The organism is Collinsella sp. An307, assembly GCF_002161805.1.
GTDB lineage: Bacteria > Actinomycetota > Coriobacteriia > Coriobacteriales > Coriobacteriaceae > Coprousia.
On sequence record NZ_NFIP01000007.1, the window covers coordinates 126,375 to 149,345 of the forward strand.

Annotated in this window: 18 protein-coding genes and 1 tRNA gene; 9 read left to right on the plus strand and 10 right to left on the minus strand. The window is 59.9% G+C overall.

The window, feature by feature from the left end; genetic code table 11:
* Positions 1-6 precede the first annotated feature (6 nt).
* The 9 genes from mrdA to B5F89_RS07365 all read right to left on the minus strand — a co-directional run bounded on the left by mrdA (position 7) and on the right by B5F89_RS07365 (position 13,486).
* Positions 7-2,064 (minus strand): penicillin-binding protein 2, encoded by a 2,058-nt coding sequence (gene mrdA / locus B5F89_RS07325; protein WP_087431120.1) that lies wholly within the window; start codon positions 2,062-2,064, stop codon positions 7-9.
* A gap of 9 nt (positions 2,065-2,073) precedes the next feature.
* On the minus strand, positions 2,074-2,628 hold the full coding sequence (locus B5F89_RS07330; protein WP_087431121.1) for a hypothetical protein: 555 nt from the start codon (positions 2,626-2,628) through the stop codon (positions 2,074-2,076).
* Positions 2,629-2,630: 2 nt separating this feature from the next.
* Positions 2,631-3,611 (minus strand): rod shape-determining protein MreC, encoded by a 981-nt coding sequence (gene mreC / locus B5F89_RS07335; protein WP_239286708.1) that lies wholly within the window; start codon positions 3,609-3,611, stop codon positions 2,631-2,633.
* A 16-nt stretch (positions 3,612-3,627) separates the two neighbouring features.
* Complete coding sequence (locus tag B5F89_RS07340) at positions 3,628-4,653, minus strand: rod shape-determining protein (protein WP_087431123.1); 1,026 nt, start codon at positions 4,651-4,653, stop codon at positions 3,628-3,630.
* 145 nt (positions 4,654-4,798) lie between these two features.
* The gene (locus tag B5F89_RS07345; protein ID WP_087431124.1) at positions 4,799-6,175 is read right to left on the minus strand and encodes a tetratricopeptide repeat protein; all 1,377 of its coding nucleotides are present in this window, start codon (positions 6,173-6,175) and stop codon (positions 4,799-4,801) included.
* 4 nt (positions 6,176-6,179) lie between these two features.
* Entirely contained in the window at positions 6,180-6,734 is a 555-nt protein-coding gene (locus B5F89_RS07350) for a peptidylprolyl isomerase (RefSeq protein ID WP_087431125.1), read from the minus strand.
* A gap of 99 nt (positions 6,735-6,833) precedes the next feature.
* Positions 6,834-7,925, minus strand: coding sequence for a zinc ribbon domain-containing protein (locus B5F89_RS07355; protein WP_087431126.1), 1,092 nt, complete (start codon positions 7,923-7,925; stop codon positions 6,834-6,836).
* A gap of 24 nt (positions 7,926-7,949) precedes the next feature.
* A complete protein-coding gene (gene acnA / locus B5F89_RS07360) occupies positions 7,950-10,628 on the minus strand; it encodes an aconitate hydratase AcnA (protein ID WP_087431127.1) in 2,679 nt (892 codons plus the stop codon).
* Positions 10,629-10,648: 20 nt separating this feature from the next.
* Positions 10,649-13,486, minus strand: a complete 2,838-nt coding sequence (locus tag B5F89_RS07365; protein ID WP_087431128.1) for an HAD-IC family P-type ATPase — start codon at positions 13,484-13,486, stop codon at positions 10,649-10,651.
* 190 nt (positions 13,487-13,676) lie between these two features.
* Between B5F89_RS07365 and B5F89_RS07370 the strand changes: the two genes are divergently transcribed.
* The gene (locus B5F89_RS07370) at positions 13,677-14,078 is read left to right on the plus strand and encodes a hypothetical protein (RefSeq protein ID WP_087431129.1); all 402 of its coding nucleotides are present in this window, start codon (positions 13,677-13,679) and stop codon (positions 14,076-14,078) included.
* Between the two features lie 66 nt (positions 14,079-14,144).
* Here B5F89_RS07370 and B5F89_RS07375 read toward each other — a convergent pair.
* A tRNA-Arg gene (locus B5F89_RS07375) sits at positions 14,145-14,218 on the minus strand.
* A 150-nt stretch (positions 14,219-14,368) separates the two neighbouring features.
* Here B5F89_RS07375 and aroF point away from each other — a divergent pair.
* The 8 genes from aroF (at position 14,369) to aroQ (ending at position 22,804) form a co-directional block, all read left to right on the plus strand.
* Positions 14,369-15,394, plus strand: a complete 1,026-nt coding sequence (aroF, locus tag B5F89_RS07380; RefSeq protein WP_087431130.1) for a 3-deoxy-7-phosphoheptulonate synthase — start codon at positions 14,369-14,371, stop codon at positions 15,392-15,394.
* A complete protein-coding gene (locus B5F89_RS07385; protein WP_087431131.1) occupies positions 15,394-16,353 on the plus strand; it encodes a prephenate dehydrogenase in 960 nt (319 codons plus the stop codon). The genes aroF and B5F89_RS07385 overlap by 1 nt, the downstream gene beginning before the upstream one ends.
* A 4-nt stretch (positions 16,354-16,357) precedes the next feature.
* A complete protein-coding gene (gene aroB, locus B5F89_RS07390) occupies positions 16,358-17,467 on the plus strand; it encodes a 3-dehydroquinate synthase (protein WP_087431132.1) in 1,110 nt (369 codons plus the stop codon).
* 1 nt (position 17,468) lies between these two features.
* On the plus strand, positions 17,469-18,791 hold the full coding sequence (gene aroA / locus B5F89_RS07395) for a 3-phosphoshikimate 1-carboxyvinyltransferase (RefSeq protein WP_087431133.1): 1,323 nt from the start codon (positions 17,469-17,471) through the stop codon (positions 18,789-18,791).
* 2 nt (positions 18,792-18,793) lie between these two features.
* The gene (gene aroC / locus B5F89_RS07400; RefSeq protein WP_087431134.1) at positions 18,794-19,921 is read left to right on the plus strand and encodes a chorismate synthase; all 1,128 of its coding nucleotides are present in this window, start codon (positions 18,794-18,796) and stop codon (positions 19,919-19,921) included.
* 7 nt (positions 19,922-19,928) lie between these two features.
* Positions 19,929-21,074, plus strand: a complete 1,146-nt coding sequence (locus B5F89_RS07405; RefSeq protein WP_087431135.1) for a bifunctional chorismate mutase/prephenate dehydratase — start codon at positions 19,929-19,931, stop codon at positions 21,072-21,074.
* A gap of 63 nt (positions 21,075-21,137) precedes the next feature.
* Positions 21,138-22,379: a shikimate kinase gene (locus B5F89_RS07410; RefSeq protein WP_239286709.1), complete on the plus strand. Its 1,242-nt coding sequence runs from the start codon at positions 21,138-21,140 to the stop codon at positions 22,377-22,379.
* Entirely contained in the window at positions 22,367-22,804 is a 438-nt protein-coding gene (gene aroQ / locus B5F89_RS07415) for a type II 3-dehydroquinate dehydratase (RefSeq protein WP_087431136.1), read from the plus strand. The genes B5F89_RS07410 and aroQ overlap by 13 nt, the downstream gene beginning before the upstream one ends.
* Positions 22,805-22,971: the final 167 nt, after the last annotated feature.

Below are 22,971 nucleotides of genomic sequence, written 5' to 3' on the forward strand. Positions count from 1 at the left end.
CCTCCCTTACCGGACCGCGCTGTTGCCGGAGTCGGACGAGGTATCGGGCGCATCGTAGATAACGCCGAGGACATCGCGGATGGCGCGTGACGCCGTGGCAGAGCCGCCACCGCCCTGTTCGAGCACGGCGGCGACCACGTATTTGGGGTCGTCAGCCGGCGCATAGGCGCAGAACCACGCGTAGTCGTCCTCGTTGTTCTTCTGACCCGTCCCCGACTTACCGGCGACCTCGACGGGAAGGTTGTTGAAGTGCGAGGCAAGGGACCGGTCCGTGGAGTAGATAACATCATGGATGCCACGCTTTACCAGCGCGAGGTCATCCTCTGAGTTGATCTTTGCCTCGAGACGTACCTTCTTACCGGATTCGTTGTAGAGATAGGCGTCTCCCTCCCCTTCTCGGGAGACCGCGGAATGAAAGACATGCGGTGTGTACTCGACGCCGTTCATGGCGATACCCGCGTAGACGCAGGCCATCTGAAGCGGCGTGACGAGGATGTCGCCCTGACCGATGACGATGTTGGTCATGTCACCCGGGTTCCACGTACGTTGGTCGGCGGGCCAGTCCGAGAAATACTCCTCTTTCCACTTGGCATCGGGGACGCGTCCTTCAGCCTCGCTAGGGAGGTCTACTCCCGTCCTCGAGCCCAGGCCCCACCGGCGGAACATCTCCTGAAGGCCTTCGGGCGCCTTGTCGTAGTAGAAGAAATCGCGACCGATATCGTAGAACACCGGGTCGCAGGAGTTGGCAATACCGGACTGCAGGTTCATGGTGCCGTGGCCTGATTCGAGCCAGCATTTCTTGCCATCCGCCTCGCCGTTGCCCGTCCAGAAACCGGTGCATTCCGTAGTGCGGGATGACGAGTAGATGCCGTACTCAAGACCGGCAAGGGCGGAGAGGACCTTGATGGTTGATGCGGACATGTACTGACCGTTGATGGCGCGGTCGAGCATGGGCGTGCCGCTTTCCTCACTGTTGAGCTCGTTCCACACCTCGGTGGACACGCCGCCCACAAAGACACTCGGGTCAAAGGTGGGAAGGCTCGCGAGGCCGAGGATCTCCCCGTTGGTGCAATCGAGGCACACACAGGCGCCGGCACCGGCGTTTTCGTAACCAGACTGCTTGGCGACGTCGATGGCGTGCTTAAGGCCGTCCTCGCACGCCTGCTGAATCTTGACGTCGATGGTGAGCTTGATATCGGAACCGGCGCGCGCCTCAACCGAGGAGCTCTGCCCGGTTACGTTGCCGGAGGCATCGACAGTTACGATCTGCTCGCCTTTAATGCCCTGCAAAAGAGACTCGTACTCGTATTCGACACCGGCCTGACCGACGACGTCGCCTGAGCTGTAGGTGATCTGGCTAGCGTCTCCGGCGCCCGCCTCCTTTTGAGCGTCGAGTTGCTCTTGGGTGACGGTGCCGGTGTAGCCGAGAACGTGCGCGGCGAGTGACCCGTAAGGGTATTGACGCTCGGTCCTCTCGTCCACCACAACACCAGAAAAGTCTGCCGCGTGCTCTTGGATGTAGGCGATGGTGGAGCGACGCACATCGGTGGCGATGGTATGGCGCGCCTGCGCGCCCTCAGTGTTGTCCTGAATGTTGCGGAGCGCGGCAACATAGGGGATGCCAAGCACATTGGAGAGGTGACGTACGAGAACCGTGTCATCGGCAAGGTCCCGGTAGGCCGTTACCGCAAGCGACGGGCGGTTGGTGACGAGCGCGTTGCCGTTGCGGTCCAGAATGCGTCCGCGCGGCGCCGAGGTGCGGACGGTGCGCGTCTGGTTTTGCTGTGAGAGCGTGTCGTAATAGTCGGAGCTGACCATTTGCATGCTCCAAAGCTTTGCCGTGAGAGCGGCAAACATCGCACCTACGCCTGCCATAAGGAAGCGGAAGCGCCCCTTAAAGGTGACGCCGAGGGTGTTTCCCTCCCCTTCCGACGCGCGTGGGCGCGTGCCGTTGGCCGTGTCGTAGGTGTACTTGCCCGAGTAGCCCCTCAGAAAAATGAGCGACGCGATGATGACAAGGAGCAGCACCAGGCCAGCTACGAGAACGATGATCTGAGCATCCATACGCTACTCCTAACGGATGCCCTTAAAGCGCGTCCCCTTGCCGCGAGCGCTGAAACTGCGGCTTGAACCAGAGACCTGGGAGAGCCCCATCATAAAGAGCGCCCCGATAAGCGACGAGAGTATGCCGCTCGCAAGACCATGCCCGAGCAGCGCGGTGAGGATACTTCCCTCAACGCCCATAATGACAAGTGCGAGGCCGTAGACAAGATTCTCGGCAATGAGCGTGATGGCAAGGAACTGGAAGGAGCGGGATGAAAGCGCACCGCCCACGCCCGCGCTGGCTGTGGCAAGCGAGAACGAGCCGACCGTGAGGATGAGCGCCATAAGACCGACGGGAACAGGCGCGGAGAGATCGTAGCTGAGACCCGAAATAAAGCCGACGATGGCAGCAAGACCCGCATCGCCCTGAAGAGCGATGGCGCAGGCGAATGCGGCCATGAAGTTGATCCGGCCACCAAAGACGGAGATTTGCGGACCCAAGGCCACCTGGAGAATGAAAGCGATGACGCCCGCAATGATGATGGCACGGTTGCCGCGCCCCGTATCACGGTAATCAAAAGGCATCGTCACTCACTCCCCTCGGTTGTGTCGGTTGATTCAGTCGAGCCTTCGCCAGATGCGTCACCCTGGCTTCGCTCCCCACCGGCGGGCGTATTGTTTGCCGAGACAACGTCTTCGTCAGTGGCGGTCTGCTCCTCGGTAAGAGAGGTTATTACCAAAACCTCCTCGTTGCTCTCGGTTCTCGATGCGGAACTCACAATAATCGTGTAGTAGACATCGTTGGAGTTCTTGGTAACCGAGGCAACCGTACCTATGGGAAGGCCCTTGGGATACACGCCGCCAATGCCTGAGGTGATGATGATGTCTCCCTCTTTAACGTCTGCATCGACGGAGACGTAATCCATGCGCAGCGTGCCGTCGGGCTGGCCCTGGACCATGCCCTGTGCGCGGGTGTCCTGGATCATTGCGGAGACGCCAGACCCCTCGTCCGTTAGAAGGCGAACCGTGGAGGCATTGGGGGCAACCTCGATAACCTGACCGATAACGCCCGTGGAGTTGGTGACGGGCATGTTCACGGAGATGCCGTCAAGAGACCCTTTGTCGATGGTGACCGTGTCAGACCAGGCATCCGAGGACTGGCCAATGATGCGGGCAGCTGTCGACTGGAGGTTGTAGGTAGACTGCAAATCGAGCAGCTTCTCGAGCCGCTCGGATGTCGCCTGGTATTCAGCAAGTTCAGCCACGCGTGCGGTAAGCTCGGCATTCTCGGCCTCGAGCTCATCAAGGGTGGCACGCGAAGCGGTGAGGTTGCCAAAGATATTCCCGACAGCGTTGAAGGGTGCCGAAACGAGATTGCCGGCCATGCGCGCGGGCGTGGTGATTGTCGTGACGCCGGCGCGCAGGGTATGGATGGGACCGGACTCCCCCTCACGAAGGTAGAACGTGAGGACGAGAATCGATACCACACATAAGACAATCAACGGGCGCAAACCCGTTGATTGCCGTCTTTGATTCAGGTTGGTCGAGTAGCTCTGATACTTAGGCAAGAGCTATAGCCCTCCTTTAAGCATTGCTCTGGACGAAGCCACCGTCGAAGGCGTTGGCTTCCAGCACGCGCGCGCAGCCGTTAACGACATTGTCAAGCGCGGTGGGGCTCACGTTTACGGCCACGCCGGTCTCATCGCGCAGGCGCACATCAAGACCGCGCAGAAGCGCACCGCCGCCGGTGAGCAGGATACCGTAGTACATGAGGTCGGAGGCAAGGTCGGGCGGAGTTGCGTCGAGCGCGTCCTTTACCGCCTTGGTCATCTCGTCAAGCGGCTTCTGCAGAGCGCGGCGGATCTCCTCGCTCTCGATGCGCACGGTCTTGGGCAGACCGGTGATGACGTCGCGGCCGTTGACCTCCACATCGAGCTCGTCTTTCAGCGGAACGGCAGAGCCAACTTTGATCTTGATGTCCTCAGCCGTACGCTCACCGATAGCGAGGTTGTAGGCATCGCGGACATGGGAGAGGATCGACTGGTCAAACTCGTCGCCGGCGATACGGATGGAGCGCGAGACGACGATGCCGCCCATAGCGATAACGGCAACCTCGGTGGTGCCGCCTCCGATGTCGATAACCATCGAACCGGTAGGCTCCTCAACAGGCAGGTCGGCACCGATAGCGGCTGCCATGGGCTCCTCGATGAGGTAGGCCTGGCGGGCACCGGCAGAGATGGTGGCTTCAAAGACCGCGCGCTTCTCGACCGACGTCACGCCGGAGGGAACGCAGACGACCACGCGAGGACGCGGCGTCCAGGGGTAGCGCTTCTCGCTCGCCTTGTCGATGAAGTAGCGAAGCATGGCCTCGGTAACGTCAAAGTCGGCGATAACGCCATCCTTCAGAGGGCGTACGGCGACGATGTTGCCGGGCGTACGGCCGAGCATGCGCTTAGCCTCAATACCCACGGCCAAGATGCGCTCATCGTTCTTATCGATGGCGACAACAGAGGGCTCGCGGATGACAATGCCCTTGCCACGTACGGAAACAAGGGTGTTTGCCGTGCCGAGGTCGATGGCAAGGTCACCGGCGTACTGGCCAAATAACATATCCGTCAGAGAAAACAATGCAGCTCCCCGATCGTTCGAACATCATGAAGCGGAGCTCGAAGAATGCACGAGCCCCTTTCGGCTAGTGTAGAGCAAAGGCCACATAACGGCAGAGCGCATGCGGCCTCACATCAAAATACCCATACTAGGCTGCAGAACCGTCCGTCTCAGCAGTCTCTTCGGCGGTAGAGTCAGCAGGGGCCTCATCAGCGGCGCCCTCGTCGGAATCATCAGACGTGGACACGGTGTTGGATCCGCTGAAGTCGATATCGATGGACGCGACCGCCCAGCCGATGTGGTTGGCCGTGCGAACGAAGTCGACAGTATAGGTCTGGGTGCCGCCGAGCGAGAGCTCCACCTCAACCTCGGCCTTGGAAGAGGTCATGTTCTGATCCATGGCGGTGATGGTGGGAGTGGCGTCCTCGGGGATGGTGGAGGTGATAAGCGAGCGGGAGGCCTCGTCAAGACCCGGAGCGAGGTAGGAGCTCGTGTCCTCACCCTCGGTGACGGCGTTGAAAAGACCCGTCAGCGCATCCTGCTGGGAGGGGAAACCAAGGCCGCGTGTATAGGCGAAACCAAGGCCGCCGGCGGCGATAAGAAGGAGAAACAGAAGGACAATAAAGACCTTGAGGCCGGTGTGGCGCTTCTTGCGACGCACCTTCATGGACTCGCGATCCTGCTGGATAAGCTCAGACTCGCTCATCGTGAAGAAGCCAGTGTCGGAGGGGTCGGGCATGAACGCACCGGACTTGCCGAGCGGATCGAGCGGGTCGACGGGAGCCGACGGAGCCGTACCCGTGGGCGCCATGGCACGCTGGGCGTTGAGCGCGTCGAGCGCATCCTGAGCGCGGGCGAAATCATCCTGCTGCTCGCGCGTGAGCTGGTAGATACCATCTGCCGTAGCGGCAGTAAAAGCATCGATGGCGTCGGCCGGACGATTCTGCGCAATGAGCGCCTGACCGAGACCGGCGTTGATTGCGCGGGTGTCATCGCGCGGGGTGGCGAAGTCGAGCGCCGTGCGGTAGGTCTCGACGGCGTCTCCGGGACGGCCGAGCTTGATGAAGCAGGAGGCAAGGTCGGCAAGCGCGCTCGAAGGAGCAGGGTTAGCCGCATCGATCGCCGCCTGACGGAAGGCGGTGCCCGCCTCCACAACGTTATCCTGCGCAAGAAGGGCGTCGCCAAGGCCGAGATAGGCCTTATAGGGCGTAGCGTAGGTGGCGTCCTTCACGGCCTCACGGAAGCTATCGGCAGCACGATCGTACTCCCCCGCCGCAGCGTAAGCCTTACCGAGGTTCGTATGAAGGGCACCCCGCTTACCATAGGCGGCGTCGGAGAGAGCCTGCTCGTAGGCGGATGCGGCGTCACGCCAAAGCCCGAGCTTCATAAGCGAGTTACCACGAAGGTGATCCACCTCGCCTGCAACTTCGTTGGCATCCTTGGCGGCGGCGAACATCTGGGCAGCGGCAGAGAAATCGCCGGCACGATAGGCGCTGCGCGCCTGCTCGAGATACTGGTTGTTCATACGGTTACTCCCCTTTGCTGGAATGTACGATCTCGATATGCTCGATCACATCACCGGCGCGAAGCTCGCGCTCGACCTCGATACCCTCCACGGTGGTGCCGAAAACGGTGTACCCGGAATCAAGGTTATGCTGCGGACCGAGGCAGAAATAGAACTGGGAACCGGCGGAATCCGGACGCTGCGAGCGCGCCATAGCGAGCGCGCCGTCGACGTGGCTGTTGCGCGGGTTGGTGCCGAACTCTGCCTTGATGCAGTAACCGGGACCACCCGTGCCGGGCATGCCATCAGGGCCGGGCTTGCCCGCAGCGACGTCCTCGGGAGTCATATCCCTCGTATTGGGGCAGCCGCCCTGGATAACAAAGCCCGGAACATAGCGATGGAACTTCAACCCATCGTAGAAGCCGCTCGAAGCAAGCTCGCAGAAATTTGCGACGTGAATCGGTGCGCCCTCACCATCAAGGTGAACGCGGATGGTTCCGCGGCTCGTCTCGATGACAGCCTCTTCGTCACCCTCAAGCTGATAGGCGGGCGTATATAGGTCTGGAATAAACCCGAACATGCAAGGTCCTCCCCGAAAACGATACGTATACGCTCGCTATTCTAGCAATAACCTCGCAATTTCACCAAGTGAGCATGCAAGATGCCCAGAGCGCACACGCTAATGCTGAACGGGTTTCCACTGATAGAAGTTTTCCTCAAACAGAGTGAGGTTCTGGTTCTGACCGGATCCATCGAGAGCATCGCGAAGAGGCTGAGAGATCTCGGATTTATGGGCGGAAAGGCTTTCGCCGTCAGGGTAGCTCAAAGAGATGTCCCAGGAATCGCACAGCACGTCAACACGGTTGTACATCCATGTTGCGAGCTGAACCAGGTGGTTGAGGTCCTCTGTATAGGGGGAACCGTCCTCGAGGTGAATCTCGGAAAGCTCGTCGAGGGTTGCCTGGACCTGGTCGCGCAGCGCGTAAGCGCTCGCTGAGGCCTCGCGGCGACGCTCAAGGTTGGACAGGAGGAAGCCCCCGTTGTAGTCGTCGATAACATCACCCAGGGGATCTTGGTAGCCGCCGATCTCCTCGTAGATGCGCGTAAGCGTATCGTAGGCCTCGGCATCGGTGAGCAGAGACTCGTCGGTGAGCTCGATCTCATCTTCTTCGGGTGAAGCTTCCTCTTCGCCCGCCTCGTCACTGTCCTGATCCTGTGTCACGGCACCCTGACGCGAGGGGAACATCTCCGCCGCTTGGCGCTCAATCTCCGAATAGACGCCGGGCATAACACCGAAGGGGTCTGCCACCACAAAGAAAGCGCAGGCTCCAATGAGCGAAATCACCGCGATAGCAGCGACGATCTTGCCCACAGGACGGCGGTGCGCGTGATAGGGGTCCTCATCATGAGAAGATGTCGCAGGAGCATCATCGTTGAACTTGAGGACGTTAGTGGCCGATGGATCAAGGCTTACATCGAGCACTTCCGCCGCAGACGGGCGCGTGCGAACGTCATCGTCAGTCAGCTTGGGAAAACTTGCGGTCTTTCCAGCAGCAAGATCTGCGGCCGACGCCTCGGTGGAGAGGATTCCGGGCGCAGGTCGTCCGCATTTGGGGCAGGTGCGGTCCTTGGGAGTGAGGCGCGCGCCGCAGCCCTCGCAGAAAATGAAGTCATGTGTGGAGGCGCTCCCCGAAGTACCGATGAGCGCGCTGCAATGCGGGCATACCGTAGATCCGTCGGGAACGGTTGTGTTGCAATGCGGACAAATCACGGAAGCGTCTCCTCACTCGGCCAGCTAGCGCAACGCGCGCTCAAGAACCTGATTCAGTACAAATGGCAGGATACCACCGGATGCGAGATAGCGGGCCTCAGTTGGCGTATCAACGCGGACGATAACGGAAAACGTCGAGGTATCTCCGTTTGGGCGACGAAGGACAACGCTGGTCTCAACCGGGAGAGCACCCCATGAGGAGAAATCGATGGGAGAGATCTCTATGTCTTCGTCACCGGTGATGCCAAGGGATGCAACCGACTCCCCCTCGCGGAACTGCAGTGGGACGATCCCCATGCCAATAAGGTTGGAACGGTGGATGCGCTCGAAGCTCTCGGCGACGACGGCGCGCACGCCGAGAAGCATCGGGCCCTTTGCGGCCCAGTCGCGCGAGGAGCCCGATCCGTACATCTTGCCGGCAAAGACCACAAGGGGAATCTTGTGGTCGCGCGCCGTCTGCGAGGCATCGAAGATGCGCACGGTCTCGCCAGTCAGCGGGTCTTTTGTCCAACCGCCGCGAAGGTCGGGAACCATCTGGTTCACGAGGCGCACATTAGCGAAGGTGCCGCGCATCATGACCTCGTGGTTTCCTCGTCTAGATCCATAAGAGTTGAAATCGCCCTGAGATACGCCCCTATCCTTTAAATAGGTTGCGGCAGGCGAATCAGGGGCGATGGAACCTGCCGGTGAGATGTGATCGGTGGTCACAAAGTCGCCGAGCACCGCGAGGGCTCGACCACCTTCAATAGAGAAGACCTCTGAGGCGCTGACGTCGTCAACAAACGTTGGACGGCGGACGTAGGTCGATGCCTCATCCCAGGCGTAGGTCGTTCCCTGGGCGACCGGAAGTGCCTGCCACGCGGCGCTTCCCGTAAGCTCGCCGTGAGAGACCTTTGCATACACGTCTGAGAGATCAACGGCAACAAGCGCCGCCGCGATCTCCTCGTCGCTCGGCAAGAGGTCGGAAAGGTACACGGGACCGTGCGAACCGGCGCAAAGCGGCTCACATGACGGGTCGATGTCGACGGTACCCGCGAGTGCAAGCGCGATGACGAGTGCGGGAGCGCAGAGATAGTTCTGGCTGACATCCGGCGAGATGCGGCCTTCGAAATTACGGTTGCCGGAAAGCACGCTCGTGAGCTCGCAAGAGGAGGCAATGGGCTTAAACAGGTCCAAAATAGGTCCAGAGTTGCCGATGCAGCTCATACAACCCCATCCGCACACGGCAAACCCAAGCTCCGCGAGCGGTTCAAGAAGCCCGGCGCGTTCAAGCATCTCGGTGTTAGCGTGCGAGCCGGGTGCAAGCACGCACTTCACCCAAACGGGAACCGTGCATCCGAGTTCAACCGCGCGCTTAGCCGTAAGTCCGGCCGCGATCATCATGGCAGGGTCGGTCGCCGTAGTGCAGCTTGTAACCGCCGCGATGGCGATAGCGCCATGCCGCACGGTTTCCTTCTGCCCACCGACATCGATAGTAAAGGACTCCTCTGGCGCCCTTCCCTGCTTTGCAAGCGCAGCGCGGAAGCGTGAGCGAAGCTCGCGCACCGGCAGGCGGTCATGAGGGCGCGAGGGGCCCGCCAGGGATGGCTCGATACCGGAGAGGTCAATCTCAATAACTCGGTTGTAGACGACGTCGCTCGCTGAGCCAAACATGCCCTGAGCGATAAGGTAGGCACGGGCGAGTGCGACCTCGTCCTCGCTTCTCCCAAAACGGGTAAGCTCGGCGAGGGTTGCCTCATCTGCCGGGAAGTAGGTGGCGGTGGCCCCGTATTCTGGCGTCATATTGGCAATGGTCGTGCGCTGGGTGACGCTGAGCGCCTCAACACCGGGACCGAAGCACTCGACAAGGCAGCCTACGACGCCCTCTGTGCGCAGCTTCTCGGCAAAGGAGAGCGCAACGTCCATGCCGCTCACTCCCTCAGCAAGAGTACCTGTTAGGTGAACGCCGACCACTGGGGGAACGCTCATGGTGATGGGCTGTCCCAGAGCCGCCGCCTCGGCCTCGATACCGCCCACGCCCCAGCCAAGCACGCCAAGTCCGTTAGCGGTGGGCGTATGGGAGTCCGTTCCCACGAGCGTATCGAAATAGACAACGTCGCCATCGGTCCATACCACACGGCAAAACCGCTCAACGTTGAGCTGGTGGCAGATGCCGATTCCCGGCGGCACGATCTTAACGTTGTCAAAGCTCGACGCCGCCCATTTAAGAAACGAGAATCGCTCGGCATTGCGCTCGGCCTCGATACGGGCGTTCTCCGTGGCTGCGCAGGAGCAAGAGGTGACATCGGCCGTAACAGAATGGTCGATCACAAGTGTGCAAGGGATGAGCGGATTCACGCGCGCCGGGTCATTCCCGCGAGCCGCAGCCTCGTCGCGCATGGCGGCAAAATCGGTGAAGACCGGCACACCGGTGAAGTCCTGGAAAAGCACGCGCGCTGGCATGAATTCGATCTCGGTCGATGCGGAGCCGGAGACCGTGGCGTCCACGATGGCGGCGGCAGCAGCTCGTGCGGCATCGTCGTCCTTAGACCTTCTCACCACGTTTTCGATCAGCACCCTAAGACAGAAGGGCGCCTTATCGATACCGTCGATTGCGGAAAGGTCGCTTATCCTATACGTCGTACCGCCTACCTCTATGATGCGCTCGAGCGGCAGTTTTTCGGAGAATCCGGAAACATCGTGCTCAACATGTGAAAGGCTCATACACGCCTCCTCAACAAGGGTCAGTCGTGGTCTCTCATCCTACTTGATTTACGAGACGGCATGGACACGCGAATTCCCTGCGCGGATTTTGTAACAGTGCGCGTTCTCTTCTTGTTTGGACTCGCGACCTTACTGGTTGAAACGCGCTTGCCTGAGGCGCCAGAGGACTTTGCTCGCCGATCGGGAACACCGGGAGCGGGAGCTTCATTGGGGATCTCAGAACGAAGGGCGGTATCGGCGGCTCGCATCTCCTCGGCGTGCTTTTTGTCTGCGAGATAGCGGTTGATGCGGTCACGCGAGCGCCAGACAAAGCGACGGAGCGACGAGCGTGTGGACCGAACGCTTCGCCCACCGGAACGGCTCATCTTCACTTGGACGCCACGGCCGAAGCCGGTTGCCGCAAACGAGTGACGTGTCTGATGCTTGTCCATGATTTTTGCAAGAGCAAAGAAAATGACTGCTGAGACGAGGCTTATCACCAGAAGGGTGATTGCGACCCCAAGGGTGAGGCGGGCGATGGAGAAGAAGTCAGAAAAACCGATGATGCCGACGGCAAGCCCTGCGACGATAACGCCGAGAAGCACCGCGCGAAGCGGTGTGAACGGCCAGGAGATGCGTGCGATGAGGCAACATCCCACGGCGCTCGTGGTGACAAGGCACATGGTGGAGAGAGTCGTACCGTCAAGTTCCGCAAAGGAGCAGACCGCCATATTGAGGCATGCGGCTACGAGCACAGCGCAGGATGCAGGGAGAGCGCGCTTCACTACGTTGGTGAGGAATACGCCTTCGACGCGGGCACGGTTGGCCTCCAGTCCGAGCACAAAGCCCGGGAAGCCGATGCAGAAGAAATTGATAAGCGTCATTTGGATGGGCTGGAAGGGATAGGGCGGAAACGCGATGCAGATGGCGGCAAGGCCCATAGAGAAGAGGGTCTTGGTCAAGAAGAGCGCGGCCGAGCGCTGAAGGTTGTTGATCGAACGTCTGCCCTCGGCCACGACGGCGGGCATGGCAGCGAAGTCGTTGTCCACAAGAACGATCTCGGCTACATTGCGCGCGGCGTCGGAGCCGGCGGCCATCGCGACTGAGCAATCCGCCTCCTTGAGGGCGAGCACGTCGTTTACACCGTCACCCGTCATGGCGACCGTGTGGCCGCGGCGCTGAAGCGCCTGCACCAGCTCGCGCTTTTGAATGGGCGTCACGCGTCCAAAGACATGATATCTATCGACCGCAGCATCTACCTTTGCCGGCGTGTCGAGCGTGGTCGCATCAACGTAAGCACTCGCCCCGGGGATTCCCACAACTTGCGCAATCGAGGAGACCGTTCGGGGGTCGTCGCCCGAGATAACGTTTAAGGTCACGCCCTGTTCGACAAAGTATCCGATGGTCTCCGCTGCCGAGGAGCGAATCTCGTCGCGAATGGTGACAAGGCCGATGGGCGTTACGCGTCCAACCATATCGCCGTCCTCATCAAAGCCGTCCACGGCGGCCACCACAAGGACACGACAGGTTGACGCAAGGCGTGACACCTCGGCGGCGACCTCAGCGTACGCGTCGGGCGGGAGCACAAACTGGGCCGCACCCATAACGAACGACCCGCAGCTGAACGCAGCGCCGCTCCACTTCTTTGCAGAAGAGAACGGGATGGCTCGAACAAGCTCCGCCTGAGGAACATCGTTCTCGGGACGTGCATAGTAATCGAGAAGGGCTTTCGCGGTCTCGTTAGCATCCTCGGCAGATGCACGTGCAATGTTGGCGAGAGCATAGTCCAGAGCGGTGACTCCCTCCGGGACCCCGGACAGCGCCTCCCCAAAGGAAGCTGCTACAGCAATGGGATAGGTCCCTTCGACCTCCATACGTCCGGAGGTAATGGTGCCCGTCTTATCGAGGCAAAGCACATCTACACGCGCCAACGTCTCGATGCAGTAGAGTTGCTGGGCGAGCACTTTGCGGCGTGCGAGCCTCACCGTGGCGATGGCAAGTACCGACGAGGTGAGAAGAACAAGACCCTGCGGAATCATGCCAAGAAGCGCTCCGACTGTGGAGAGGATGGCCGCGCTGACATGGGACCACGAATCGCCACCGGAGAACACCCAATCGATGAATCCAGCCGAGGAGTCCGGGGCAAGAGCCGCCCAAGCCTCATAGCCCTCGTGCACGCTCGCATAGAACAGAGCGAGCCCCAAGGGGACCATGATGATGCTCGCAAAGCGCACGATGGCGTTAAGAGCGCGCATGATCTCGGAGTTTACCTTTTTAACGTACTTGGCTTCGTTGTTGATGCGAGCTACGTAATTGTCAGCACCTACATGAATGACGCGGGCATATACAAGACCGGAGTCCAAGAAGCTGCCGCTCATAAGGGTCGAACCGGGATCTTTGCGAATAAGGTCGCTCTCGCCGGTGAGCAGGCTCTCGTTCACTTGCGCCGTGCCATCAATCACGACCGCATCGGCAGGTATCTGGTCGCCACGACCGATCTTTACGATGTCATCGAGAACGATTTCCTCAAGATCGAGCTCGACCTCTTCCCCATCTCGCATAACACGCGCTTTCTTGGTAGCAAGTAGCGTGAGCTTGTCCACCATGCGCTTAGAGCGCAGCGCCTGGACGATGCCGATTCCGGTGTTTAAGACGACGATGGCAAGGAAGGTGAGGTTCTTCCATGAGCCCGCCGCGATCACGAGAGCGGCAAGTATGATATTGATAAGGTTGAACAGCGTGCAAAGGTTCTCGATAACGAGCTGGCGAACGCTTTTGGTCTTGAGCTCCATGTTGAGATTGACCTGACCGCGTTCAACGCGTTCGGCAACCTCGGCTGCGGTGAGTCCCGTTAAGGGCTCGGTATGGTCTTGGGGCATGCAGGCTCCTCGGGTAGGCTTAGACCGTGATATACCCAACCGCCCCCGCAAAGCGGATGCGGTTCCGGTGATCATATGAATCTACGACATTAAAGCACATCGCAGGGGTATTAAGAGATCGGGCCGTCTGCAACGGTCATGCATGCGGTAACATCAATCACGTATTGATACATGAGGCAACAGGAGTTCTATGGAACGCTATGTTTTGCGAAACGCAGGTGCTAACGCTCCGGAGAGCCTGCAGCGCGGCATCGATTGGCTGATTGCGCAGGGCGGTGGCACTGTGGCGGCTGATTCCCGTGAAGTCATCCAGCGTATGCTCGGGTTCGAGTCAGGCGTTGATGTTGACGCGTTCTTCAAGAAGTTTAAAGACCAGGGCATTAAGTTTGGACACATGCGGCGAGGGCTTCCCTTTAAGGGCAATGTCGTCGCTGCATTCACCTCAGACGGTATCCTCAGAATGCTCGACAATCGTCCGGGAATCACACAACTGCTCGTTTTAGAAGGAAACGAGCGCGATACCCGATGGTGGATAGGCCGCAGGAATCCTGCGAAGTTCAACGACGTCGTCGATAGCAACACGGTTGCCTAGGCCTGGGAGATCTAAAGGCAGAGAGCCCGTTAGCAGGAGTGCTAACGGGCCCTGTTCAGTTTAGGGTGTCCCGTGCAGGATTCGAACCTGTGGCCTTCTGCTCCGGAGGCAGACGCTCTATCCAGCTGAGCTAACGGGACGTGACGCAAGCCATTATACCCAAATCGTCTGCGCGTGCCAGTCTGCCGAAAGGGGCTGCTGATGACAGAGTTAATTCTCTATGTACGCGAGATACTTCGCGTTACTATGTACCAACGTTGACGGTTACACGCTGAGCCCGAGGAGCCCAGATGATTGCTATTTTGAAGAAGAACGCCGACTCAAATGCGGTCGCCCATCTTGTTTCATGGATCGAGAAGAAGGGACTCACCGCGCACGTGAGCCATGGTGAGAACGAGACGATCATAGGCCTCGTGGGCGATACCACCAAGATCGATCCGTTCCTTCTGGAATCTATGGATATTGTCCAGCGCGTTCAGCGTGTGTCCGAACCGTTCAAAAAAGCGAACCGCAAGTTCCACCCGGCGGACTCCGTCATCGACTGCGGCGGCGTTCCCATCGGCGGTGGCAACTTCCAGGTTATCGCCGGCCCTTGTTCGGTTGAAGGCGATAATCTCGTCCGTATCGCCCGTCGCGTGAAGGAAGCGGGCGCCACGATGCTCCGAGGCGGCGCCTACAAACCCCGCACATCCCCGTACGCCTATCAGGGCATGGGGCCCCGTGGCCTCGACCTTTTGCTGGAAGCCCGAGCCGAGACGGGCCTTCCCATCGTTACCGAGATTATGGATCCGCGCGATATTGACGAGTTCCTTTCGCGCGGCATCGACGTCATGCAGATCGGCGCACGTAACGCACAGAACTTCCCCCTCCTAAAAGAGGTCGGAAAGACCCGCGTTCCCGTCCTTCTCAAACGCGGCCTTGCGGGCACGATCGATGAGCTTCTGATGGCCGCCGAGTACATCATGAGCGAGGGTAACGACAACGTCATCCTCTGCGAGCGCGGCATCAGGACGTTTGAAACGCGTACGAGGAACACCTTTGATCTCAACGCGGTGCCGGTGCTCCACGAGCTCTCCCATCTACCCGTTGTTGCCGACCCAAGCCATGCGACGGGCTACACGCGCTACGTCGAGCCCATGGCACTCGCCGCCGTGGCTGCCGGAGCCGACGGCCTTGAGGTCGAGGTCCACGACGACCCGGCACATGCTTGGTCTGACGGCGCCCAGGCCCTTACGCCCGAGATGTTCGATGATCTCATGGCACGCATCCGCATCATCCGTGAGGCGATCACTGCCGATGCCTGCCAGGAGAGATAATGGACGAGGTAGACGCTTTGCGGAAGACAAGCATCGATGATGGCGGCGGGAAACGTTCTCCCACGGTCGGCATCGTCGGCCTCGGCCTCATAGGCGGAAGCTTTGCCAAGGCCTATGCTAAGGCCGGCTGGCGCGTGCTTGCGAGCGATATCGACCCTAACGTAATGGACGCAGCGCGCATCGAGACCATCCAGGGAGCACTTGATGACTCTTCTCTAGGTGAATGCGAGCTCATCATACTTGCAGCCTATCCTGATGCGTGCATCACATGGCTCGAAACTCACGCTGGTGCCCTATCTAAAGCGGCCGAGCTCTCGCGTGACGCAGACTCGACGCTCCACGAGTGCCAGGCAGGGCCTTTGGTTATCGATGTTGCGGGCATCAAAGAGACGATCTGCACACAAGCGTTCGCCATCGCCCAGGCAGCACGCTTCCCGTTCCTGGGAACACACCCCATGGCGGGAACCGAGATGTCCGGCTTTGCCTTCTCACGCGCCGACCTGTTCGTAGGTGCTCCCATGGTCCTCGTCCCACCCGAGCTCGACGACATCTCGCGGCTCCTTCTGCTCGACCGAGCGCATGACCTGCTCCTGCCGGTCGGCTTTGGCAGCTTCAGCGTCACCACGCCGGAGGCTCACGACAGGGTCATCTCCTACACGAGCCAACTCGCACACGTGGTATCGAATGCATACGTCAAAAGCCCCACGGCGCAAGAGCACCACGGGTTTTCTGCCGGCAGCTATCGTGACCTCACGCGCGTCGCCCATCTGAACGCTTCGATGTGGTCCGAGCTCATGATTGATAACGCTGACAACCTCGCACAAGAGATTTCTCAGCTTATGGATTCACTCGGCGCATACCGCGACGCCCTTGTTGCGCGCGATACTCCTCACCTCAAGGCGCTCCTTGCGGAGGGTGACCGCATTAAACGCGCGCTCGATGACGATTCGGAGGCATGATTATATGGACACGCTCACCGTTGACGTGAATGTCTCTCGCCCTTATCGCGTACATGTGGGAACACGCCTTCTAGAGCGCGTCGGCGAGATTGTGCGTCCGCTCGTTGCAGGCGCACACGCAGCTATCGTCACCGATTCCAATGTGGGTCCCTTGTACGCCCCTATTGTTGAGGAAAGCTTGGCGCAGGCCGGCTTTAAGACAACGACCTTCGTCTTCGCTGCAGGTGAATCAAACAAGACACTTGCAACCTATGAGGAGATACTCGCTCACCTCGCTGACAACCACCTTGACCGCGGCGACGTCGTCATAGCTCTCGGCGGCGGCGTTACGGGCGACATGGCAGGCTTTGCCGCCGCAACGTATCTGCGTGGCATCGCATACGTTCAGGTACCGACGAGCCTGCTTGCCATGGTGGACTCCTCTGTTGGAGGGAAGTGCGCCGTCGACCTGCCTCAAGGGAAAAACCTCGTGGGAGCCTTCTGGCAACCAAAAGCGGTGATTGCCGACGTGGGTTGTTTGGGCACGCTTTCTGCCGAGCAACTTGCGGACGGTTGCGGTGAGGTTATCAAGCATGCCGTCATCGCCGACGCGAACCTTCTCGACATTCTAGAGGCACATCCCATCACCCTCGCGTCCCTCTCCGAAAACCTGCCCCTTATCGCCGCAATTGTGGCACGCAACGTTGAGATCAAGCGCAATGTCGTTGTTCAAGACGAGCGTGAATCCGGCGTGAGGAAACTCTTGAACTTTGGCCACAGTATTGGTCACGCCATAGAAGCAAGGTCTCACTTTGCGCTCGGCCACGGCACCTCTGTCGCCATGGGTATGGTCGCTATCACGCGCGCCACGGCCTCCGTGGCCGATGACCCAGAGCCGCTCATCGAGCTCGCCCATCGTATCGCCAAAGTTTGCGAGGCGCATGGCCTTAAAACGTCCTGTCCGTATGAGGCAAAAGAGCTTGTAGCATCCGCTCTTCACGACAAGAAGCGCCGAGGCGACGCGATTGATCTGGTGCTCCCCTTGGGAGTTGCCTCCTGCACTATTCAGACAGTCGAGCTCGACCAGTTTTTCGAACTCATGAGAATCGGCCTTTCCGAAGAGGAGCTGAGCTAGCGTGATTGCAACCATCGAGCCCCGCGACCTTGTTGGCGAGGTCGGCGCCATCTCCTCCAAATCGGTGGCGCACCGACTCATCATCGCCGCAGCGCTTGCGAACGGAAAGACCGAGCTTGCCTGCGCGACCACTTGCGATGACATCGACGCGACGGTACGTTGCCTCACAGCGCTCGGAGCCCATATCGATAGGACCGATACGGGCTATATTGTCTCGCCCATTCCCAAAAGTCGCGAACAAGGCATTCTCTCCGCACTTAAGGGCCGTGAGCTCGACTGCGGTGAATCCGGTTCCACGCTACGCTTTATGCTTCCCGTTGCCTGTGCGCTTGGCGCCAACGCGGTCTTTACCGGTTCCGAGCGCCTGGGGCAGCGCCCACTCGGCGAGCTCGCCGGAGAGATTGTCGCAGCCGGCTGCGATATCACGGGACTTGGCTCCTTCCCGCTCGGAACCTCAGGCAGAATGCGCCCTGGCAGGTTCATTCTGCCGGGAGATGTGAGCTCGCAGTACATCTCGGGCCTCCTTCTTGCGGCACCGCTGCTGCCGGGCGAGGTTGAGATTCTGGTGCGGGGACGCATCGAGAGCAAGCCCTATGTGTCCTTAACCGTGCAGGCTCTCGAATCATTCGGCGTGTCCGTGAGAACGAGGAAGCTCGTCGGTGCCACTGCAGAGGAGCCGCAGACCCTTTACACCGTACAGGGAGAAGGATACCGGACCCCCGGAACGGTCGCCGTCGAGGGCGACTGGTCAAATGCCGCCTTCTGGCTCTGCGCGGGCGCCCTGGGAAAGGAACCTCTGACGGTGCGCGGTCTGTCGCCCCGCTCAGTCCAAGGGGATCGAAACATCACGGCTGCGCTCGTCTTGTTTGGGGCGAAAGTCGTTCGCGGGGCTGATTCGGTTACGGTAAGGCCGGACAGGCTGCACGGCATCAAGCTTTCAGCAAAAGACATCCCCGACCTTGTTCCCGTGATATCCGCCGTTGCCGCATGCGCCGAGGGACGTACGGTCATCGAGGATTGCGCGCGCCTGCGCATAAAGGAATCTGACCGCATGGCCACGACGACTGAGATGCTGCGCGCCCTTGGTGCAGATATCCGTATCGAAGGAGACTCGCTCGTCATTGACGGTAAGCCCTCGCTTTCAGGCGGAACAGTGCAGGCGCATAACGACCATCGCATCGCCATGACCGCCGCCGTCGCAGCCGTTCGCGCGGAGGGGCCTGTCATAATTGAAGGTGCGGAGGCGGTAGCAAAGTCCTACCCGGCCTTCTTTGACGACTATCGTACGCTTGGCGGCGACGTACGCACCCAGGAGGCGATGTAACCATGTCATCCACCGTCGGCAATGTCCTCAAGCTCTCGATCTTTGGCGAGTCTCACTCCCCCGCCATCGGCTGCTCGCTAGACGGGTTGCCTGCCGGCATCCCTATCGACATGGACGCCCTGCAAACCTTTCTCGAGCGGCGTGCCCCGGGCAGGTCCAAGACGGCAACTGAACGGAATGAGGCGGATAGACCCGAGATTCTGTCCGGCATACATGAGGGCGTCACCGATGGTGCGCCCTTTGCCGCCATCATCCGCAATGCCAACACGCGCAGCAAAGACTATGAGGGCCTAAGGTCCGTGCCGCGACCGGGGCATGCGGACTATCCCGCACGCATCAAGTTCGGAAACTGGCACGATGTCGCGGGCGGCGGCCACTTCTCCGGACGTCTCACGGCGCCGCTCTGCATCGTCGGCGGCATCGCCCTGCAGGCGCTCGCCTCTCTTGGTATCACGGTAGCCGCCCACATCGCCTCTCTTGGGCCAGACGGAATTGCGGACGAAGGGCTAGACGAACTCGCGCTTGACGAGTCGCAGCTCGCGCGTCTTCGCGTGCGGGCCTTCCCCACCATCTCCTCTGAAGCTGAGGCACGTATGACGCAAGCCATACTCGATGCACGCGCATCGAAAGACAGCATCGGCGGCATCATCGAATGCGCCGCATACGGCGTGCCCGCCGGCATCGGAGACCCCATGTTCGACGGGCTCGAGAATCGCATAGCGCGTCTGGCCTTTGGTATCCCTGCCGTAAAAGGCGTTGACTTTGGCGCCGGGTTTGCCGCAGCGTACCTCAAGGGCAGCGAGAACAACGACCCGTACCGCATCATCGATGGTGCGATTTCTACTGAATCAAACAATGCCGGCGGTATTCTCGGTGGTATCTCCACTGGCATGCCGCTCATTTGGCAAATGGCGGTCAAGCCCACGCCCTCGATTGCAGCACCCCAGAAGAGCGTCGATATGGACGCTATGCAGGATGCCGAGCTCGTCGTCCATGGGCGGCACGACCCTTGCATCGTCCCGCGCGCCGTGCCGGTTGCCGAGGCGGTATGCGCGCTTGCGCTCCTCGATGCCCTTCTGGAAGATGGGCGTTTCCCCCAGCCGGACCCCCAGGTCATGCAAGACTGTTAGGAGAGATATGGAGCTCACCGAAATTCGCGATAGGCTCGATACCATCGATGCTAAGCTTCTCGACCTGTTCTGCGAACGCATGAAGCTTGCCGCCGAGGTAGCCGCCTCAAAGAAGAAGTCCGGTAAGGCCGTATTCGACCCCGCACGTGAGCGTGAGAAGCTCTCCCGTGTCGCCGAACAGGTACCGGAGGAGCTCGTACCCCAAGCGGTGGCACTGTTCTCGCTCTTGATGAGCATGAATAAGGCGGAGCAGTCCCGCATCCTCTCTGCCGGCGACCCGCACAGCATCGCCGAGATGACCAAATCCGCCCTCAAGCCCGCCGATGTCCCCTTCCCAGCACGCGCATCCATTGCCTGCCAGGGTGTGGAGGGAGCGTACAGCCAGATCGCCGCGAGCCGCCTCTTCAGGCTGCCGAGCATCGCGTTCTTCGCCTCCTTTGATGGTGTTTGCCGCGCGGTCAAGGACGGCCTCGTGCGTTACGGTGTCCTCCCCATTGAGAACTCAACGGCCGGCTCGGTAAACGCCGTATACGACCTGCTGGCCGAGTATCGGTTCCATATCGTGCGCTCCATCCGCCTTAAGATCGATCACAATCTGCTCGCCAAGCCCGGAACGCGTATCGAGGATATTCGCGAGGTCTGGTCCCATGAGCAGGCAATCGCTCAGTGCGCTGGCTATCTTGAATCTCTCGGTGTACGCGTTCATGTATGCGAGAACACGGCTCAGGCAGCGGAGGCCGTCGCATCTTCTTCGCGCACCGATGTCGCAGCCCTTTCCTCTCGCGTCTGCGCCGACCTGTACGGGCTCGATCTCCTCGACGAAGACGTCCAGGACTCGGACAACAACTACACGCGGTTCGTCGTGATATCCGCTGAGCCCGAAATCTACGCTGGCGCAACGCGCGCCTCCCTCATGCTGACCGTGAGTCATGAGCCCGGCTCTCTCTATCGCGTGCTCGAGCGCTTCTACGCCCTGGGGATCAACCTCGTGAAACTCGAGAGCCGCCCGATCCCGGGTCGTGATTTTGAGTTCATCTTCTACTTCGACCTCGACTGTCCGGTGAGTGCCCCTTCGTTTATCGAGCTCCTCGATTCACTGGGGGATGTATGCGAGCGCTATTGGTACTTTGGCAGCTATACGGAGGTGCTCTAGATGATGTCCCCGCAACAGACATGTCATGTTGCCGAAAGCCGGCCATACGGTGTTCTAGGACGCGTGCTCGGGCACAGCTACACCCCCACCATCTATCGCGAGCTTGCCGGTCTCGACTACATTCGTTTTGAGCGACAGCCTAAAGACGTGGAGGCATTTCTACGCGGTGACGAATGGGAGGGTGTGAACGTCACCATTCCCTACAAGAAGCTCGCTGCCGAGATAGTAGATGAGCTCTCCCCCATCGCGCAGCGTCTGGGAAACGTGAATACGATCACGCGCCTTGCGGACGGCCATCTGAAGGGTGACAACACCGACTACTTTGGCTTCAAGATGCTTGTGGAAGCACTCGGGCTCGAGCTTGCCGGCAAGCGCGCACTCGTTTTCGGTGGCCATGGCGGAGCCGGTTCCACGTGCATGGTCGTACTCGGAGATCTGGGTATGGAGCCTGTCGCGGTATGCCGCACCGTCGAGAGCGCCGAGCAGGCTGGAGCCGCCTCGGCGTTTCCGAGCATCACGTATGAAGAGCTCGATGCATATCGCGATGCTGCTCTCGTAGTGAACGCGACACCCGTTGGGATGTATCCCAACTGTCCGGAAACCATCTGGCCTCTCGATGCATTTCCCTCCCTTCTGGCCGTGGTCGACATCGTGTACAACCCCGCGCGAACAGGTCTTATGATGGAGGCGGAACGTCGCGGCATCCCCACCATCGGCGGCCTTCTCATGCTCGTCGCCCAAGCCGCGGCCGCTGTGGAGCGGTACACGGGAAACACCGTTACCATCGAGCGCATCCGTGAGGTCACCGCGGCACTTGATGCGGCGGAGGAAAACATCGCCCTCATTGGAATGCCCGGCGCCGGCAAGACACGGGTGGGTTCTGAACTCGCCGCACTTCTTGGTCGCGAGCATATCGATATCGACGCCGAGCTTGAGAATGTTTTGGGAACGACCTGCTCCGATTTCATCACCTCTCAGGGCGAAGACGCTTTTCGACACGAGGAAACGGAAGCGCTGCGCCGCATCGCCGGTCGCAGCGGACTTGTCATCTCGTGCGGCGGGGGCGTTGTGACCCGCCAGGAGAATTATCCTCTGCTGCACCAGAATTCCCGCATCGTCATGCTTGACCGGCGGCTCGAGGAACTCTCGAGCAAGGGTCGCCCTATCACTGCTCGCGACGGCGTAGAGGCGCTTGCAGCCCAACGTATGGATACCTATCGTGCCTGGGCCGACATCATTATCCGTTCCCGTGAAAGCGCTGCAGCGACCGCCCATGCGCTGAAGGAGGAGCTATGCGCGCACTAGTCATCAATGGACCCAACCTCAACATGCTCGGCATTCGTGAGCCGGGAATCTACGGGAACGATTCCTATGACGACCTTGTTGCCCTATGCGAGACGGCTGGAGCAGAACTTGGTTTTGACAAGGTCGAAGTGTTTCAATCGAATCATGAGGGCGCCATCATCGATAAGATCCAAGAGGCGTATGGCGCCTTCGATGGCATCGTCATCAATCCTGCCGCCTACACGCATACAAGCGTGGGCATCCTCGATGCTCTCAAGGCGGTGAGTATCCCTGCCGTTGAGGTCCATATCTCTGATGTTGATGCGCGAGAGGACTTCCGCCAGATCTCCTATGCCGGTATGGCCTGCTTTGCGCGGATATCGGGCGAGGGACTTGAGGGATATCGACACGCGCTAAAGCTTCTTGCGGATCGCCTCACGTCATAGCTCACGCATGTGCATGTAGCACGCTTCGTGTGCAACTAGAACAGCTTATATGCATATCAGGCTTATAGGACAAAATGTGTGTCCGGCTAGTCCCAGTCCATCCGGTAGGGCTCCGAGTGATGAAGCTCCGACCAAACGATGGCATCGCCCCACCGGGGGATGGCCCC

What these genes read in the sequence shown, in the direction of transcription:
- mrdA (WP_087431120.1), bottom strand. Translation starts at nt 2,064, where the DNA reads ATGGATGCTCAGATCATCGTTCTCGTAGCTGGCCTGGTGCTGCTCCTT.
- B5F89_RS07330 (WP_087431121.1), bottom strand. Translation starts at nt 2,628, where the DNA reads ATGCCTTTTGATTACCGTGATACGGGGCGCGGCAACCGTGCCATCATC.
- B5F89_RS07340 (WP_087431123.1), bottom strand. Translation starts at nt 4,653, where the DNA reads ATGTTATTTGGCCAGTACGCCGGTGACCTTGCCATCGACCTCGGCACG.
- B5F89_RS07345 (WP_087431124.1), bottom strand. Translation starts at nt 6,175, where the DNA reads ATGAACAACCAGTATCTCGAGCAGGCGCGCAGCGCCTATCGTGCCGGC.
- B5F89_RS07350 (WP_087431125.1), bottom strand. Translation starts at nt 6,734, where the DNA reads ATGTTCGGGTTTATTCCAGACCTATATACGCCCGCCTATCAGCTTGAG.
- acnA (WP_087431127.1), bottom strand. Translation starts at nt 10,628, where the DNA reads ATGAGCCTTTCACATGTTGAGCACGATGTTTCCGGATTCTCCGAAAAA.
- B5F89_RS07365 (WP_087431128.1), bottom strand. Translation starts at nt 13,486, where the DNA reads ATGCCCCAAGACCATACCGAGCCCTTAACGGGACTCACCGCAGCCGAG.
- B5F89_RS07370 (WP_087431129.1), top strand. Translation starts at nt 13,677, where the DNA reads ATGGAACGCTATGTTTTGCGAAACGCAGGTGCTAACGCTCCGGAGAGC.
- aroF (WP_087431130.1), top strand. Translation starts at nt 14,369, where the DNA reads ATGATTGCTATTTTGAAGAAGAACGCCGACTCAAATGCGGTCGCCCAT.
- B5F89_RS07385 (WP_087431131.1), top strand. Translation starts at nt 15,394, where the DNA reads ATGGACGAGGTAGACGCTTTGCGGAAGACAAGCATCGATGATGGCGGC.
- aroB (WP_087431132.1), top strand. Translation starts at nt 16,358, where the DNA reads ATGGACACGCTCACCGTTGACGTGAATGTCTCTCGCCCTTATCGCGTA.
- aroC (WP_087431134.1), top strand. Translation starts at nt 18,794, where the DNA reads ATGTCATCCACCGTCGGCAATGTCCTCAAGCTCTCGATCTTTGGCGAG.
- B5F89_RS07405 (WP_087431135.1), top strand. Translation starts at nt 19,929, where the DNA reads ATGGAGCTCACCGAAATTCGCGATAGGCTCGATACCATCGATGCTAAG.
- aroQ (WP_087431136.1), top strand. Translation starts at nt 22,367, where the DNA reads ATGCGCGCACTAGTCATCAATGGACCCAACCTCAACATGCTCGGCATT.